Source organism: Hydrogenophaga palleronii NBRC 102513 (assembly GCF_001571225.1).
Taxonomy (GTDB): domain Bacteria; phylum Pseudomonadota; class Gammaproteobacteria; order Burkholderiales; family Burkholderiaceae_C; genus Hydrogenophaga; species Hydrogenophaga palleronii.
Genome location: NZ_BCTJ01000002.1, coordinates 56,273 through 72,312, shown reverse-complemented (window position 1 = coordinate 72,312; position 16,040 = coordinate 56,273). Strand labels below are relative to the sequence as shown.

The following is a 16,040-nucleotide window of genomic DNA, read 5'->3' as shown; positions in this document are numbered from 1 at the left end:
TGGCGGATGAAGCCTCAATGCGGCCCACGCTGCGGGGTCGGCTGGAGCACTTGAAGTGCGCGCCGAGCACCCGCTCCAATCCGCCCTGCGGGTGATCAAGTAGTGCTCGTCGTTGCTGATGCCGACGTGTGGCGCACGTCGTCCAGCGTGAAGATCCTCAACTCGACCACACAGAAGAACCGCCGCGAGCAGGCAAGGTGCTGCGGGCCGGTCGAACACCCTGGAAAACAGCCCCAGCCTCACCGTCTGCCGACTCAGGAGCTCGAAAAGATCAGGGCCGGCGCAGCCCGCGCCGGAAGATCGGTGTGGACATGACGATGGCCGTGCGGGTCTCGCCCCAGCGGTTGATGTCGCCCAGAAAAGACTCCAGCGCAGACATGTTCACCACGGCCACGCTCATCATGTAAGAGTCGGCGCCCGTGACGTGGTGGCACTCCAGCACTTCGTTGCGCGCACGCAGGGCCTTGAGGAACGCCTGCTTGTGCGGCTGCCCGACGGTGATGCCGATGAGGGCCTGGATCGGCAGCCCCACCTTGGCGGGATCGAGGTCGGCATGCACACCCCGGACGACGCCGGCCTCCTGCAGGCGCTTCAGCCGTTCGGCTGTGGCCGCGATGGACAGGCCAGCCGCCTCGGCCAAGGTCTTGAGCGGGGCACGGCCATCGGCCTGCAGAGCCTGAAGCAGTTTCCAGGCCTTGTCGTCCAGCATGTGCGTTTCGGTCATGTGCTTCATTGTCCGTAAAAACAATGGCGCATTGCACCGGCGGCCAGAACAATCGCCTTCAAAGCAGCGACCGGCGTACCTACGATGGCCGCATGCAACTGCTTGACGTCTTTCTCCCTTCGCTGCTGATCGGCCTGTCGATCGCCGCACCGGTCGGCCCGATCGGCATCCTGGCGATCCAGCGCACGCTGGACCACGGCGCGCGCGCCGGGCTGGCCACCGGCCTGGGCGCCGCCACCGCAGACGCGGTCTACGGCGCGCTCGGGGCCTGGGGCGTGCACTGGTTGATTCAGATGCTGGTCGCAGTTCGCGTGCCGCTGGCGCTGGCGGGCGCCGCCTTTCTTCTGTGGATGGCCTGGAAGATCGCGCGTGCCCCTGCGGCGAGGCACGCTGCCGGCGCGGGGCCGGTGCGCAGTGGCTGGCAACACTTTGCGAGCACCTTCGCGCTGACGCTGGCCAACCCGGCCACGGTCCTCTCGTTCATTGCGATCTTCGGTGCGATGGCCGGCCGCGTGGCGGTGTCGGCACCGGCCACGATGGTGGCGGGTGTGTTCCTGGGATCTGCTGGGTGGTGGGTGTTCCTGAGTGGCGCCGTCGGCTTGTTGCGCGAACGTTTCGACGCCGGCTGGCATCGCCGGATCAACCTCACCAGTGCCGTTGCATTGGCGGCCTTTGCGGTGTGGCAGATCTTGGCGGTGCTTTGATTCGCCGGCCACCTTGCACCATCACCCGCGTCTGCCCGGCTCTCTCTTCTTTGTCCATTCAAGACACCTTCTGCGGTACCCCTCAAGCATGCAGGCAGCCGCCTCCGCACGACACGAAAGTACGCTCATCTGAGCCGATTTCGCGGCAATGTACCCGGTGAAGCGGAGCTTCTTTTGCGCTGCCTGATGCCGGAGGTGGATATTCCCTGACGGGCGAACCGCAACCGAAAAAGCGCGGCACAATCGCCCGACGATGACCCCCCAAGATTTGCAAGACCAAGAGCTGATGATTCAGGCGCACGAATGGAGAGCACGTGCACTGCGCGGCGAAAAACAGGCGCGTGGCATCGCGCATGCGCTGGAGCGCGAAATCCGCCGCCGTTTCCCTTCACCGTCGAACGACACGGTGTATGACACGCTGGATCTGCGTCCGCTCGAGCAGCGGCGAGAAGCCGCCCAGCGACCTGCATGGAAGTTCTGGTAGACCCCATCGGTATTTTTTGCTGAGCCGCAGCGCTCGCGTTCGACACCCATCACGGCCAGGCCAGGTAGCCGCCTCCGGCGACGGCGGACGTACGAGGCCGAACACACGCTAAGCCGAACCCTCGCCCATCGCTGGCCATTGCAAGGTGAAGACGGTTCCACCGGCGGCCGATGGTCGGCAGAGAGCACAACCACCATGGGCCTTGGCGATGGCTTCGACCACCGCGAGGCCAAGGCCACTGCCCCCGCTGCTTCGGGCCCGCGAGGGGTCTCCGCGGCGAAAGGCCTCGAACACGAAAGCAGCGAGGTCCGGTGACAAACCGGGTCCGTCGTCCTCGACACTGAGCGAACACAGGCCGTTCTCCAGGTGCGCGCGCACGCGCAAGGCGCCGGGCTGCGCGTGCTTGAGTGCGTTGTCCAGCAGCGCCATGAGCGCCTGCCGGATGCGGATCGCGTCGCACACGACCGGTATCGGCACATCCCCGTCGATGTGCAACTGAAAGCCGCGCGCCGCCAGCCGGGTGGCAAAAGCCTGCACGACGACCGAGACTTCCCGCATCACGTCGGTCGGCGCCAGATCGAGCTCCAGGTGGCCGCTGTCGTTGAGGCTGAGCACGCGCAGGTCTTCGATCAGCCGGTTGAGTCCGTCGACCTGCCGCAGTAGACCGTTGAACAGTTCGGCATCAGGTGAAAAAACGCCCTCGGCCAAGCCCTGCAGGCGCCCGCGCAGGATGGTGACCGGCGTGCGCAGTTCGTGGGCGATGGCGGCATTCCAGAACTCCCGCTCGCGCGTCACGCTTTGCAGGCGTTTGGCCATGTCGTTGAAGTCGTGCACCAGTTGCGCCGTTTCGCCCTGGGCATGTCGATCCAGCGTGGCGCGGGCCTGCAGATTGCCCTGGGCGATTTCCCGCAGGCTGTGGGCCACCGAATTCAACGGGGTCAGGATACGGCGGGAAAGCCGCACGGCCACCCAGCCCGCCAGGGTCAGCGCAGCCAGGGTCGTGCCGCCGATCCATGCCAGCTCGACGCGCGATGGCATCCAGTTGTCGGAAATGCTGCCCGGCAAGTACGCCATGGCCAGCGCATAAAAAACGTAAGAGCCGACCACCGAGAGCAGGATCACACCCAGCACCATCGCGCTCAGCGACAGGACGATCTGCCGGCGCAGCCCCGGCGAGGTGCTCAAGCCCCAGCCCCGAAGCGGTAACCCACGCCGCGCACGCTCTCGGGGGTTCCGGAGATGCCCAGGGTTTCCAGCTTTTTGCGCAGCTTGCTGATGTGGCTGTCCACCGTGCGCTCCAGCGTGTCGCCTTCGGGCAGACAGTTGGCGAGCAGTTCTTCGCGGCTGAGCACGCGCTTGGGCGCGCGCATGAGGGTGGTCAGGATCCTGAATTCGGTGAGCGTGAGTTCCAGGGCATGGCTGCGGCCGTTCTGCTGCACCGTGGCTTCGTGGTGGTCCAGGTCGAGCTGGCAAGCACCAACGCGCAACAAGCGGGCCGCGGCGCCGCTGTCGACCTTCACCCGCCGCAACACCGCCAGAACCCGTGCGACCACCTCGGCCGCGTTGAAGGGCTTGACCACGTAGTCATCCGCGCCGATGCGCAACCCCATCAGCTTGTCAATGTCCTGGTCGAGCGCGGTGAGCATGATCACCGGTGTCGTGCCGCGATGGCGGATCTCGCTGAGCACCTGCCAGCCATCCATCAGTGGCATTTGTATGTCCAGCAGCACCAGATCGGGCTTGAGGGACAGGTGTTTTTCCAGCGCGTCGCGGCCGTTGGACGCATGCACCGTGCGCAGCCCGCTGCGCTGGAGATACGCCGCCAGGATCTCGGCGATCTCGGTCTCGTCCTCCGCGATGAGGACCAAGGCGTCGGTACGTACCGGGGTATGTGAGGGGGTAGGCAAGTTCAAGAGGGGGGGGTGCGATGTGCGGGGCTCTCTCGCCCTGTGTCGAAATCCATCTTACCTCCACACAACGTCGAATCAACGCCCATCGGACGCGGCCAGACTCCCGCTCTCCGGGCCTCCCGCCCTCTTTCGAAAAGCGGCGCAACATCCGCAGGTTCACTGAAGACATGTGCACTCCACATCGCCAGCGTCACGCTGTGCTGGCCGGGCTCCTGGCCCTGATGCTGTCCGGCTGCGGCCCCTCCCCAAAGGCAGAAGAAGCGGAGCCACCGGTTCGCGTGTCCGCGCTGACGCTCGAGCCGGTCGAACTGACTGTGCACGAAGACCTGCCTGGCCGCGTTGCGGCCTTGCGCACGGCGGAGATCCGGCCGCAGGTCAGCGGCATCGTGCAGAAAAGGCTGTTCGAACAAGGCGCCGAGATCAAGGCCGGCGCGCCGCTGTTCCAGATCGATCCCGCCGCCTTCAAGGCCGATGCCGAGACCGCCGCAGGTGCGCTGCAACGCGCGCAGGCGGTGCTGGCACGCGCCCACCTGCAGGCCGATCGGCTGGCGCCGCTGGTGCAGGCCGACGCCGTGAGCCGGCAGGTGTTCGACGATGCCCAGTCGCAACGCGCGCAGGCCGCCGCCGAGGTGGCGCAGGCGCAGGCCGCGCTCGCGCGCAGGCAGCTCGACCTGCGGTTCGCTACCGTGGACGCCCCGATCTCCGGGCGCATCGACCAGGCCCTGGTCTCCGAGGGCGCCTTGGTCACACCAGCGAACAGCATGCCGATGGCCACGATCCAGCAGATCGATCAGGTCTATGTCGACGTGCGGCAGTCGGCGGCCTCGCTGGAGCAACTGCGGCACGCCGTGGACGGGCGCCAGTCAGCGGGCAGCGGCATGCCCGTGCAGATCCTGGCCGGCAGCGACAAACCGCTGGGCACCAGCGGACGCCTGCTGTTTTCAGGCATCAACGTCGATGCCGGCACCGGCGACGTGCTGCTGCGTGTGCTGGTCGACAACCGCCAGCGCCAGTTGCTGCCCGGCATGTATGTGCTGGCCCGTGTGCCGCGTGCCCACTACCCGGCAGCGCTCACCGTACCCCAGGAGGCCGTGCGCCACCGCGGCGGTCGCGCCAGCGTGTGGGTGGTCGATGAACACCAACACGCGCGGCAGGCCGCGGTCGAGCTGGGTGAACTGGTGAACCGCCACTACCGCATTGCTTCCGGCCTGGAGGCCGGGCAGCAGGTGGTGATCCAGGGCCTGGAGCGCCTGGATGAGGGCAAGCCGGTTGAAGCGCATGCCTGGCAGAACCCCACGACGGCAGGGGCCGCGGACCTGGCCTCACGCTGAGCGCGGGAAAACACGCCATGCCGCAGTTCTTCATTCACCGCCCGGTGTTCGCCTGGGTGATCGCCGTGTTCATCGTGCTGTTCGGCGTCATCGCCATCCCGCAGTTGCCGATTGCACGTTACCCCTCGGTGGCGCCACCGTCGGTGGCCTTGTACGCCACCTACCCGGGCGCTACGCCAAAGACGCTGAACGATTCGGTGGTCAGCCTCATCGAGCGTGAGCTCTCCGGGGTCAAAAACCTGCTTTACTTCGAGTCTTCGGTGGACACCTCGGGCACCGCGCAGATCACCGCGACGTTCAAGCCGGGAACCGATCCCGAACTGGCGCAGGTGGATGTGCAGAACCGGATCAAGGCAGTGGAGCCGCGCCTGCCGCAAGCGGTGCGGCAGAGCGGCCTGCAGGTGGAGTCCGCCGCGTCCGGCTTCCTCATGATGGTCGGCATGACCTCGCAGGATGGCCAGTACGACGAGGTCGCCCTGAATGACTACCTGGCGCGCAACATCGTGCCGGAACTGCGGCGCGTCGAAGGCGTGGGCCGGGTGCAGCTGTTCGGTGCCGAGCAGGCCATGCGCGTCTGGGTCGACCCGGACCGGCTGACCGCCTACGGCCTGACCATGGCCGACCTGGCGCAAGCGATTGAACAGCAGAATGCGCAGATCGCACCGGGCCGCCTCGGCGACGACCCGGCGCTGCGCGGCCAGCGCCTGACGGTGCCCCTGACCATCGAGGGCCAGTTGTCGACGCCCGAGCAATTCGCGGCAATCGTGCTGCGCGCCGGCGCCGATGGTTCGAAGGTGGTGCTGCGCGACGTGGCCCGGGTCGAACTCGGCGCGCAGTCGTATGCCTTCTCCAACCGCGAGAACGGCGTGGCGGCGACCAGTGCCGCCATCCAGCTGTCACCGGGAGCCAATGCCATGCGCACCGCGCAAGCGGTGCGAGACCGATTGACCGAGCTCACGCCCAGCCTGCCTGCCGGCATGGCGTACTCCGTTCCCTTTGACACCGCACCGTTCGTGAAGATCTCCATCGAGAAGGTGGTCTACACCTTGTTCGAAGCCATGGCGCTGGTGTTCCTGGTCATGTACCTGTTTCTGCAGAACGTGCGCTACACCCTCATCCCGGCCATCGTCGCGCCCATCGCGCTGCTGGGCACTTTCGCGGTGATGCTGGTGGCTGGCTTCTCGATCAACTCGCTGACCATGTTCGGCATGGTGCTGGCCATCGGCATCATCGTGGACGATGCCATCGTCGTGGTGGAGAACGTCGAACGGTTGATGGACAGCGAAGGGCTCTCGCCCCGCGACGCCACCGTCAAGGCCATGAAGGAGATCACCGGCGCGGTGGTCGGCGTCACCCTGGTGCTCACCGCCGTGTTCATTCCCATGGCGTTCGCCTCGGGGTCGGTTGGCGTGATCTATCAGCAGTTCACGCTGTCGATGGCGGTCTCCATCCTGTTCTCGGCCTTCCTGGCGCTGACGCTGACGCCCGCGCTGTGCGCCACGCTGTTGCGCCCGATCAAGACCGATCTGCATGGCAAACGCGGTGGTTTCTTCGGCGCCTTCAACCGGGGCTTCGAACGGCTGACGCGCGGCTACGCATCGGGCGTGGGCGGCATGGTCGGGCGCAGCGGCCGGATGATGGCGGTGTTCGCGGTGATCTGCGGCGTGCTGTTCTTCGCAGCGCGGCAATTGCCCTCGTCGTTCCTGCCGGAAGAAGACCAGGGTTACTTCATGACCTCTATCCAGTTGCCGACCGGCGCGACCAGTGAGCGCACGCTCGAGGTGGTCAAGGCATTCGAGGCACATGTGGCGTCCCGGCCGGCGCTCGAATCCAACCTGGTGGTGCAAGGGTTCAGCTTCTCGGGGGCAGGTCCCAATGCAGCGATGGCCTTCACCATGCTCAAGGACTGGGACCAACGCCACGGCGCCACGGCCTCCGGCGAGGTCGCCCGGGTTCAGCAAGCCATGGCGGACACGGTCGAGGGCACGGTCATGAGCCTGATGCCACCCGCCATCGATGAACTCGGCACGTCTTCGGGCTTCACGCTGTACCTGCAGGACCGCGCCAACCGGGGCGAAGCCGCGCTGCAGGCCGCGCAGGCGCAGTTGCTCAAGCTCGCCGCGCAGAGCAAAGCCGTCAGCGACGTCTACCCCGATGGCCTGCCGACGGGTGAAAGCATCCGGCTGGACATCAACCGCCAGAAGGCCGAGGCCATGGGCGTGTCCTTTGCCGCCGTCAGCAGCACGCTGTCCGCCGCCATGGGTTCGCTGTACGTCAACGACTTTCCCAACGCCGGGCGCATGCAGCCCGTCATCCTGCAGGCCGACGCACCCGCCCGCATGCAGCTCGACGACATGCTGGGCCTGCGCGTGCGCAATGCCGCGGGCGGCATGGTGCCGCTGCGCGAACTGGTGAGCCATTCCTGGAGCGAATCGCCGCAGCAGTTGATGCGCTTCCAGGGCTTTGCGGCGGTGCGCATCGCCGGTGGCGCCGCGCCCGGCGTGTCCAGCGGCGACGCGATGGCCGAAATGGAGCGCCTGGCCGCGCAGTTGCCCCCCGGCTTTGCGGTGGCGTGGACCGGGCAGTCGCTGCAGGAGCGGCAGTCGGCCGCGCAGGCACCGCTCTTGATGCTGCTGTCGGCGCTGGTGGTGTTCCTGGTGCTGGCGGCGCTGTATGAGAGCTGGTCAATTCCGCTGTCGGTGATGCTTGTCGTGCCGCTGGGCCTGATCGGTGCGGTGGCCGCGGTCATGCTGCGCGGCATGCCGAACGATGTTTTCTTCAAGGTCGGCATGATCACCATCATCGGACTGTCCGCAAAGAACGCCATCCTCATCGTGGAGTTCGCCCGGCAATTGCATGCTCAGGGCATGGGCCTTGCCGAGGCCGCAGTGACCGCAGCGCGCCTGCGCCTGCGCCCGATCCTGATGACCTCTCTGGCCTTCGCCCTCGGTGTGGTGCCGCTGATGCTGGCGTCCGGTGCCAGCGCGGAGACACAGCACGCCATCGGCACCGGCGTGTTCGGTGGCATGGTCAGCGGCACGCTGCTGGCGGTGTTCTTCGTGCCGGTGTTCTTCGTCGCCGTGATGGGTTTGCAGGAGCGCGTTGCCACATGGCGCGCGCGCCGCACCAGCCCCGCAGCACGGCACATGGAGAAGGAGCCCACATGAAGCGTCTGAGCATCCTGCTGCCGCTGGCGCTGTTGTCGGCCTGCAGCCTGACGCCGCACCTGGAACGCCCCGCGCTGCCCGTGCCGGCGGCCTTCCCCGCGCTGCATGGTCACGTGTCGCCGGGCACCACCACCGCACACGCAGCGCAGACGGGCTGGCGTTCGATGTTCGGTGACGCTGCCCTGCAGCAGCTGATCGAACTGGCACTGGAGCACAACCGGGACTTGCGGCTCGCCGCACTCAACGTGCAGAGCGTCCAGACCCAATACCGCATCCAGCAGGCGCACCGGCTGCCGGCCGTGGTGGCCGAAGCCTCGGCCAGCCGCGAGCGCACCGCCGTGGGCAGCGGCACGGTGGGTACCCCCACGGCGGTGTCGCAACAGGTAGGGATGGGTGTGGGTATCAGCGCCTTCGAGTTTGACCTGTTCGGCCGCGTGCGCGCCCTGTCGGACGCGGCGCTGGCCCGCTACCTCGCGAGCGAACAAGGACGGGCGGCGGCGCAGATCGCGCTCGTGGGCGCGGTCGCCGATGCCTTCTTCGCGCAACAACTGGCCCGCGAACAGCTGCAACTGGCCGAGCAGACGCTCGCAGACTGGCGCCAGTCCCTGGCGCTGGTGCAGTTGCTCAAACAGGCGGACCAGAGCAGTGGCCTCGATGTCGCGCAGGCCGAGGGCCAGGTGGCGAGTGCCGAAAGCGAGCTTGAAGCCCGCCAGCGCACCCTGGCACAAGCGGGCAACGCCTTGCAGCTTCTGGTGGGCCGCGAACTGCCTGCCGACCTGCCAGCGGCTACGCCGTTGGAGCGCCAGTCCGTCGCCGCGCAACTGTCATCGGGGCTGCCTTCAGACCTGCTGCTCGCCCGGCCCGATCTGCAGCAAGCCGAGCAGATGCTGGTCGCTGCCAACGCCGACATCGGCGCGGCTCGCGCGGCTTTCTTCCCGAGCATCTCGCTCACTGCGTCGTATGGCTTTGCGAGCCCGTCGCTGGGCGGCCTGTTCGACGCCTCGCGCCAGGTCTGGCGGTTCGCGCCGCAGATCGCACAGCCCCTGTTCCAGGGCGGCCGGCTGCGCAGCGAGCTGCGCCTGGCCGAGCTGCGGCGCTCCGAAGCGATTGCGCAGTACGAACGCGCGATCCAGATCGCCTTCCGCGAAGTGGCCGATGCCCTGGCCGCCCGCGCCACCCTCGGGCGCCAGGTGGCCGCCCAGTTGCGGGCCGTGGACAGCGCGCAGCGCCGGCTCGGGCTGTCGGAACTGCGTTACCGCGCCGGCCTGGATGGCCGGCTCGAATGGCTCGACGCCCAACGGCAGGCCTACGCCGCGCGGCAGGCGCTGCTGGAGTTGCGGCGTGCCGAAATCGGCAACGCCGTGGCGCTGTACAAGGCCCTGGGCGGCGGCATGCGCGCGCACGATGGTGGCGCGGACCCTGCGCTGGCGAGCACCCGTACCATCGATCCACCATGACCGCCCTCCCACGCCTTCCTCGCCGCTGGTGGATTCTTGTCGCCGTGATGCTGGCCTTTCTGCCGGTGGTCATCGACATGACGATCCTGCACATCGCCATCCCGTCGCTCACCGTGGCGCTGGGGGCGTCGGGCACCGAGGTGTTGTGGATCATCGACATCTATCCGCTGCTCATGGCCGGTCTGCTCGTGCCCATGGGCACGTTGGCAGACCGGGTGGGCCACCGGCGCGTGTTGCTGACCGGCCTCACCATCTTCGGCTGCGCTTCATTGCTGGCCGCGTTTGCCCCGAGCCCGGCCCTGCTGATCGGTGCGCGGGTGCTGCTGGCACTCGGTGGCTCGATGATCATGCCGTGCGTGCTGGGCCTGATCCGCAAGACCTTTGAAGACGAACGCGAGCGCGCGATGGCGCTCGGCCTGTGGGGAACGGTCGGTGCGGCGGGTGCCGCGCTCGGCCCGCTGGTGGGCGGAGCCCTGCTGGAGCACTTCTGGTGGGGCTCGGTCTTCCTGATCAATGTGCCCGTCATGCTGGTGGTGGCACCCGCGGTGTTCCTGCTGCTGCCGCGCCATGAGGCCACCTCTGCCGGACACTGGGCCTTCGGCCAGGCGCTGCTGCTGATCGCGGGTGTCATCGCGGTCGTGTACGGCATCAAGTCCGGCGTTGCCGGCACGCATGCGTGGGCGGTGACGCTGCTCGTGCTGGGCGGCGGGTTCTTGTCCCTCGCGGTTTTCGTGCGCCAGCAGCTGCGCTCGCCAACGCCGATGCTGGACCTTGCGCTGTTCTCGCACCCGGCGATCCTGGCCGGCATCATCATGGCGGTGGTGGCCATCGGCGCGCTGGCCGGCGTCGAGCTGACTCTGGCGCAGGAGCTGCAATACGTCCTGGCCAAGAGCCCCCTGCAAGCGGGCATCTTCATGGTGCCGATCATGGCGGCGGCGGCGCTGGGCGGGCCGCTGGCGGGTCACCTGTCCAACCTGTTCGGCCTGCGCGCGGTGGCCAGCCTGTCGCTGGTGGTTTCGGCGGTGGCGCTGGCTTTTCTGGCTTTCGCAGACCTGCACAACCCGGGCTTGGGCGTGCCGGCCATGCTCGCATTGCTCGGGCTGGCGCTCAGCATCGGGCTCACCGCGTCGTCCATCGCCATCATGGGTTCGGTCGAGGCGGAGAAAGGCGGTGCCGCGGGTTCGCTGGAGGCCACGGCCTACGAACTGGGCAGCGGCCTGGGCATCACCTTTTTCGGTGTGTTCATGTCCAGCGTGTTCAGCCGCACGGTGGTGTTGCCGCCAGGCCTGTCACCGGCGCAGGCCGAGCGCGCCGCGCGTTCCATCGGCGACAGCCACGTGGTGGCCCAGGCACTGGGCGCAGACCAGGCCGCAGCGCTCATCGATGCCGCGAGAGCGGCCTTCTCGACCACGCATTCGGTGCTGCTGGCCACCTCGGCCGCGCTGATCGGTGGTCTGTCGGTGGTCGTGTTCGTCATGCTGGGCCGCTACCGCACCGGCGGGGAGCCGCAGGCCACGCCCGAGTAAATCGCTGCCGCGCGGCAGCGCGGGCATTGCCAATGGATGCGGCTGGCACCGTATTCGCACCACTGCCTGTTTGGCAGGCACCGCCCCGCAAGCCACGCCAGACAAGGCTTGTGCGGGTTGTGCACGTGCTTGTCCACAGCCTTGCCCACGGAAACAAGGGACAAACCTCGGCCCTTCTCCGGTGCAAGAGGGTCGGCACCTAGCGCCCCAAAAAGCGAAACCCGCCGAAGCGGGTTTCTGGAAGATGGCGTCCCGATATTTTTCTACCCGTCGGGACCGGCGGGCATGGGCAAATTCTAGGCGCCGCATGTGTCAAGCAAACGAATATTTTTGTGCGGTTTTGCCCAGAAAACCGGCTTGCATGGAGGCCAACGCCGGGTCTTCGCCGTACGGGTGCCGCGTGGAACACCGGCCAGGCCAGGCCGCCCCCGGCGCACAGGCGAGATCTTGCCGAGGGCCTTCAGTAGCCGCTCAACACGCCTTCGGCGTCGAGCGAAGGTGGGCGCAGCAGGTCGTTGTCGATGCCCATGATGGCACTCGCCCGTTCAACCGCCTGCCACAGGGCCGCCGGCATTTTCAGAATCTCGTCGGGTGATTCGGCCTGTGCAATCCAGGCGCTGATCTGCTGGTGCTGGTCGGGGGTCAGCAGGGCCAGGTTCAGCATCTCGTCAATGGTTTTCATGTGATGGGCAAGCAGGTCCGGGCCTGTGGGTCTTTGGGCTTCTTGGTGCCTTGGGCGTTGCGTCCGCGTCGTGCGGGATGTGAGCCGAGCATAGTGCAGTCGGCAACCCGGTCCCCAGCGGGTGGCGCGCCCGGCGCCTCTTGCCGCGTGGGTGGTGAGACCCATGAACCGGCGCACACGCTGCAGGTGCCGCCTTGCAGGAGCACCACGCACAGCACGCGTTCGCGCATGCGCACTGCACTTCCACAACAGCCACAGCCACAGCCACAGCCGAACGGCGCCGGGCGCACTTCAAAGCCCACGTGCAAGCAAACGTTCGTTATGTTTTACTATATACATCGCTCGATACCGACAACAAAGCGCTCAGACACGCGCAAACAAAGGAAGACAGACGATGAAGAAGAAGTGCTTGCTCGCCGCCCTGCTGGCTCAGATAGGGGCCGTTCCGGTGGCCCTGGCGCAGCCGCAGACCGGTGTGTTCACACTCGGTGAAATCAAGATCAGCGCCCCCGGCTCGGACGCCGCGCCCACCGGCAGCGTGGTGCTGGAAGGTGAAACCCTGCGCGAACAGAACCGCGAAACCGTGGGCAGTGCGCTCGACCTGGCACCCGGCGTGAGCCTGGGTTACGCCGGGGCACGCGGTGAACAGGTGGTGTACGTGCGCGGCTTTGACCGCCTGCAGGTGCCGGTGTATGTCGACGGCATCCCGACCTACATTCCCTACGACGGCCGCATCGACCTCGCACACTTCACCACCTTCGACCTCTCGCGCATCGAGATCGCCAAGGGTTTCTCTTCGTTGATCTACGGCCCCAACGCGCTCGGTGGTGCGATCAACCTGATCACACGCCGCCCGGTCAAGGCCTTCGAGGGTGAGGTCGGCATGGGCATCGGCCTGAGCGACGGTGGCCGCATGAACAACCACCGCGTCTACACCAACCTCGGCGGCAAACAGGAGAACTGGTGGTACCAGGTGGGCGTCTCGCAGCTCAAGACCAACAGCTTTGACCTGCCCGACAGCTTCCGCCCGCGCAACGTGCAACAGGGCGAAGGCCGCCGCCTCAACAGCGCGCGCCAGGACGACAAGCTCAGCTTCAAGATCGGACTCACACCCAACGCCAGCGACGAGTACGTGTTCGGTTACCTGGACCAGCGCGGCGAGAAAGGCCAGCCCACCTACGCCGGCACGCTGCCGCTGACCGGCAGCGGTTCCGGCATGCGCGCGCGCTGGTGGCAGTGGCCCCAGTGGGACAAGACCAGCACCTACTTCACCAGCAGCACCCGCGTGGGCGAACACGTGCTGCGCAGCCGCGTGTACCACGACACCTTCAAGAACACGCTGGTTGGCCACACCTACACCAACGGTGTTGTGCGCGGCGTGGCCACGGGTTTCCCGAGCCGCTACGACGACGACTCCACCGGACTGTCGGTGGAGGGTGACTTCCGCCTCGGCAGCCAGAACCGCCTGCAGGTGGCATACCACCTGAAGGACGATGTGCACCGCTCGATCGATCCGGGCAAGCCATGGACTTTCTTCAAGGACCGCACGCAGTCGCTGGCGCTGGAAAACACCTACGCCATCAACGACCGCCTGAGCCTGGTGGGCGGCGTTTCGCACACCACACGCAAGAGCCTGGCCACGCGCAACTTCGGCACCAACGCGGCATCGCCCACGGTGGCCACGCTGTACAACGAGCCGGGGGGTGACGACAGCGCGGCCAACGCGCAGATCGGCCTGTTCCAGAAGGTCGGCACGGACGGCCAGGTGCGTGTGACGCTCGCCGACAAGAGCCGTTTCGCCACCATGATGGAGCGTTACTCGACCCGCTTCGGCACGGTGATCCCGAACCCCGACCTCAAGGCCGAACGCGCGCTGCACCACGAGATCGGTTATTCGGGCCCGCTCGCCGGCACCGGCTGGCTGATCGACACCGCGGTCTTCCACAGCGAAGTTCGCAACTCCATCCAGACCGTGCGCATTCCCCAACAGGCCGGCTGCAACAACGCCACCTGCGACCAGCCGCAGAACGTGGCCAAGGCACGCAACACCGGCCTGGAAGTCGGCCTGCAGGGTGACGTGGGCCCGGTCGGCATCAGCGGCAACTACACCTTGCTGCAACGCAAGAACCTGAGCGCGCCCGCCGTGCGCCCGACCGACACGCCGAGCCACAAACTCTTCCTGACCGCCAACTGGAAGATCAACGCGGCCTGGGATCTCGGCGCCAGCGGTGAAGCGACCTCCGAGCGCCTCTCCTCGTCGGACGGCAGCCAGGTGGCCCGGGGTTATGCGGTGTATCACCTGAAAGCGGGTTATCGTTTCGCCAACCACATGCGGGTGGAAGCGGGCGTGCGCAACCTCTTCGACCGCTTGTACGAACACAGCGAGGGTTATCCCATGGCCGGGCGCAACTACTTCGTCAACCTGAACGTGCCCTTCTGAAACCGCGGCCTGCACGGCACACCGTGCAGGCGCTTCCCCACACAAGAGGACCCCACCATGCAATTGCCACTGGCCGCGATCGTGCACGACGAACCCGGCATCGCCAACCAGTTGCTGAGCGACTTCGCGGCGCGAACGCGTGCCCAGGGCTGGCGCGTGCGCGGCCTGGTGCAGAACCCCGAGCCGGCCGAGCGCTCGGTCTGTTACCACCACATGGAGCTGATCGACATCGAGCTCGGTGAGCGTTACCTGATCTCCCAGAACCTGGGCAGCGGCTCCAGCGCCTGCTGCCTGAACCCGGCCGGGGTGAGCGCCGCCAGCGTGGTGCTGCGCCGCGCACTGGACGAACAGCCCGACCTCATCATCGCCAACCGTTTCGGTGTGCTCGAAGCGGAAGGCTCGGGCCTGGCCGACGAGATCGCGGCCGTGGTGCAGGCCGGCATCCCCTTGATCACCGCGGTGGCGCGCCGCCATCAGCAGGCCTGGGAACACTTCTCGGGTGGCTGGGCACTGGCCCTGCCACCTGAGGCCGAGGCACTTGATGCGTGGTGGCACACGCAGTGCAGCGCACTGCAGACCGCGAAAGCCGCGCCATGAAACGCCGCCAGTTGCTGGCAGCGGCAGCCACCCTGCCCTGGCTGCCATGGGCGGGCGCCGCCGCGCCCACCGAGTCCCTCATCTCGCGCTACGGCCGTGCGGTCAAGCCGAATCCACAACGCGTGTTTGCCGCCGGGCCGCCGGCCGCGGTGCTGCTCGCCGCGCTGGTGCCAGACCGCCTGCTGGGCTGGCCGCAGAACCTGCCGCCGGAAGCGCGCGCCATGCTCGCCCCCGAACTGGCCCGGCTGCCCAGCACCGGCAGGCTGTCGGGCCGCGGCAGCACGGTGTCGATCGAAGCCCTGCTCGCCTTGCAGCCCGACCTGATCGTCGACGCCGGCAGCGTGGACGACCACCACCGCTCCGCCGCCGAACGCATCGCCCGGCAGACCGGCATTCCGTATGTGCTGGTGGACGGCCGCATCGGCCAGAGCGCGCAACAGCTGCGCGAGACCGCCCGGCTGCTGGACGCAACCGCGCGCGGCGAAACACTGGCGGCCCACGCCGACGCCGTGCTGGCCATGGCACAACAACAGCGCGAACAGCAGCGCGCCGCGCCACCACGGGCCTACCTTGCGCGCGGTGCCGACGGACTGGAGACCGGTTGGGCCGGCTCCATCAACGCCGAGCTGCTGGCGTACGCCGGCGCGCACAACGTCGCCACCGCAGCCGGTGCGTCCGGCGTCGGACGTGTCTCCATGGAACAGCTGCTGGCCTGGAACCCCGACGTGATCTTCACGCAGCAAGCCGGCCTGGCCGAGCGGTTGCGCGGCAACGCCGGCTGGCGTGGCATCAACGCGGTGCGTGAAGGCCGCGTGTGGCAGGTGCCGCACCTGCCCTTCGGCTGGATCGACGGCCCGCCCGGCATCAACCGCCTGCTCGGCTTGCGCTGGTTGCTCTCGGTGCTCTACGCGCAGCAGCCCCCGACAGCGGCGGCCGAAGCCGAGGCACGTGCGTTCTACCGGTTGTTCTACGGCACACCAGACGCGGCACCCCTGCCGGCGGGCGCCCTGCCGTGAGC

13 protein-coding genes are annotated in these 16,040 nt (G+C 67.4%); 9 read left to right on the top strand and 4 right to left on the bottom strand.

Annotated elements, in window-relative coordinates; translation table 11 throughout:
- Nucleotides 1–271: 271 nt before the first annotated feature.
- Nucleotides 272–724, bottom strand: coding sequence for an Lrp/AsnC family transcriptional regulator (locus HPA01S_RS02780; protein WP_066266371.1), 453 nt, complete (start codon nt 722–724; stop codon nt 272–274).
- 92 nt (nt 725–816) lie between these two features.
- Between HPA01S_RS02780 and HPA01S_RS02775 the strand changes: the two genes are divergently transcribed.
- Nucleotides 817–1,428, top strand: a complete 612-nt coding sequence (locus tag HPA01S_RS02775) for a LysE family translocator (protein WP_066266368.1) — start codon at nt 817–819, stop codon at nt 1,426–1,428.
- A gap of 253 nt (nt 1,429–1,681) precedes the next feature.
- A complete protein-coding gene (locus HPA01S_RS02770) occupies nt 1,682–1,912 on the top strand; it encodes a hypothetical protein (RefSeq protein WP_066266362.1) in 231 nt (76 codons plus the stop codon).
- A 108-nt stretch (nt 1,913–2,020) separates the two neighbouring features.
- Here the strand turns inward: HPA01S_RS02770 and HPA01S_RS02765 are convergent, their stop codons facing one another.
- Nucleotides 2,021–3,097 (bottom strand): ATP-binding protein, encoded by a 1,077-nt coding sequence (locus HPA01S_RS02765; protein WP_157084876.1) that lies wholly within the window; start codon nt 3,095–3,097, stop codon nt 2,021–2,023.
- On the bottom strand, nt 3,094–3,819 hold the full coding sequence (locus HPA01S_RS02760; protein WP_066266360.1) for a response regulator: 726 nt from the start codon (nt 3,817–3,819) through the stop codon (nt 3,094–3,096). The genes HPA01S_RS02765 and HPA01S_RS02760 overlap by 4 nt, the downstream gene beginning before the upstream one ends.
- A gap of 170 nt (nt 3,820–3,989) precedes the next feature.
- Here HPA01S_RS02760 and HPA01S_RS02755 point away from each other — a divergent pair, with 170 nt between their 5' ends.
- The 4 genes from HPA01S_RS02755 to HPA01S_RS02740 are packed head-to-tail and all read left to right on the top strand — an operon-like array spanning nt 3,990 to nt 11,303.
- Entirely contained in the window at nt 3,990–5,153 is a 1,164-nt protein-coding gene (locus tag HPA01S_RS02755; RefSeq protein ID WP_066266358.1) for an efflux RND transporter periplasmic adaptor subunit, read from the top strand.
- A gap of 17 nt (nt 5,154–5,170) precedes the next feature.
- On the top strand, nt 5,171–8,320 hold the full coding sequence (locus tag HPA01S_RS02750; RefSeq protein ID WP_066266355.1) for a multidrug efflux RND transporter permease subunit: 3,150 nt from the start codon (nt 5,171–5,173) through the stop codon (nt 8,318–8,320).
- On the top strand, nt 8,317–9,777 hold the full coding sequence (locus HPA01S_RS02745; protein WP_066266352.1) for an efflux transporter outer membrane subunit: 1,461 nt from the start codon (nt 8,317–8,319) through the stop codon (nt 9,775–9,777). The genes HPA01S_RS02750 and HPA01S_RS02745 overlap by 4 nt, the downstream gene beginning before the upstream one ends.
- Nucleotides 9,774–11,303 (top strand): MFS transporter, encoded by a 1,530-nt coding sequence (locus HPA01S_RS02740; RefSeq protein WP_066266349.1) that lies wholly within the window; start codon nt 9,774–9,776, stop codon nt 11,301–11,303. Before HPA01S_RS02745 ends, HPA01S_RS02740 begins: the two co-directional genes overlap by 4 nt.
- Nucleotides 11,304–11,763: 460 nt before the next feature.
- Here the strand turns inward: HPA01S_RS02740 and HPA01S_RS02735 are convergent, their stop codons facing one another.
- Nucleotides 11,764–11,985, bottom strand: a complete 222-nt coding sequence (locus tag HPA01S_RS02735; RefSeq protein ID WP_066266348.1) for a hypothetical protein — start codon at nt 11,983–11,985, stop codon at nt 11,764–11,766.
- Nucleotides 11,986–12,379: 394 nt separating this feature from the next.
- On the opposite strand from HPA01S_RS02735, the gene HPA01S_RS02730 reads away from it, so the two are divergent.
- The 3 genes from HPA01S_RS02730 to HPA01S_RS02720 are packed head-to-tail and all read left to right on the top strand — an operon-like array spanning nt 12,380 to nt 16,038.
- Nucleotides 12,380–14,425, top strand: a complete 2,046-nt coding sequence (locus tag HPA01S_RS02730; protein ID WP_066266342.1) for a TonB-dependent receptor plug domain-containing protein — start codon at nt 12,380–12,382, stop codon at nt 14,423–14,425.
- A 57-nt stretch (nt 14,426–14,482) separates the two neighbouring features.
- Entirely contained in the window at nt 14,483–15,022 is a 540-nt protein-coding gene (locus HPA01S_RS02725) for a DUF2478 domain-containing protein (protein ID WP_066266340.1), read from the top strand.
- Nucleotides 15,019–16,038: an ABC transporter substrate-binding protein gene (locus tag HPA01S_RS02720; protein WP_066266334.1), complete on the top strand. Its 1,020-nt coding sequence runs from the start codon at nt 15,019–15,021 to the stop codon at nt 16,036–16,038. Before HPA01S_RS02725 ends, HPA01S_RS02720 begins: the two co-directional genes overlap by 4 nt.
- The last annotated feature ends 2 nt before the right edge of the window (nt 16,039–16,040 follow it).

Bases quoted from the DNA above. Each gene is read 5' to 3' on its own strand.
- HPA01S_RS02720 (WP_066266334.1), top strand. From the start codon at position 15,019: ATGAAACGCCGCCAGTTGCTGGCAGCGGCAGCCACCCTGCCCTGGCTG.
- HPA01S_RS02745 (WP_066266352.1), top strand. From the start codon at position 8,317: ATGAAGCGTCTGAGCATCCTGCTGCCGCTGGCGCTGTTGTCGGCCTGC.
- HPA01S_RS02770 (WP_066266362.1), top strand. From the start codon at position 1,682: ATGACCCCCCAAGATTTGCAAGACCAAGAGCTGATGATTCAGGCGCAC.
- HPA01S_RS02740 (WP_066266349.1), top strand. From the start codon at position 9,774: ATGACCGCCCTCCCACGCCTTCCTCGCCGCTGGTGGATTCTTGTCGCC.
- HPA01S_RS02755 (WP_066266358.1), top strand. From the start codon at position 3,990: ATGTGCACTCCACATCGCCAGCGTCACGCTGTGCTGGCCGGGCTCCTG.
- HPA01S_RS02780 (WP_066266371.1), bottom strand. From the start codon at position 724: ATGACCGAAACGCACATGCTGGACGACAAGGCCTGGAAACTGCTTCAG.
- HPA01S_RS02725 (WP_066266340.1), top strand. From the start codon at position 14,483: ATGCAATTGCCACTGGCCGCGATCGTGCACGACGAACCCGGCATCGCC.
- HPA01S_RS02750 (WP_066266355.1), top strand. From the start codon at position 5,171: ATGCCGCAGTTCTTCATTCACCGCCCGGTGTTCGCCTGGGTGATCGCC.
- HPA01S_RS02735 (WP_066266348.1), bottom strand. From the start codon at position 11,985: ATGAAAACCATTGACGAGATGCTGAACCTGGCCCTGCTGACCCCCGAC.
- HPA01S_RS02730 (WP_066266342.1), top strand. From the start codon at position 12,380: ATGAAGAAGAAGTGCTTGCTCGCCGCCCTGCTGGCTCAGATAGGGGCC.
- HPA01S_RS02775 (WP_066266368.1), top strand. From the start codon at position 817: ATGCAACTGCTTGACGTCTTTCTCCCTTCGCTGCTGATCGGCCTGTCG.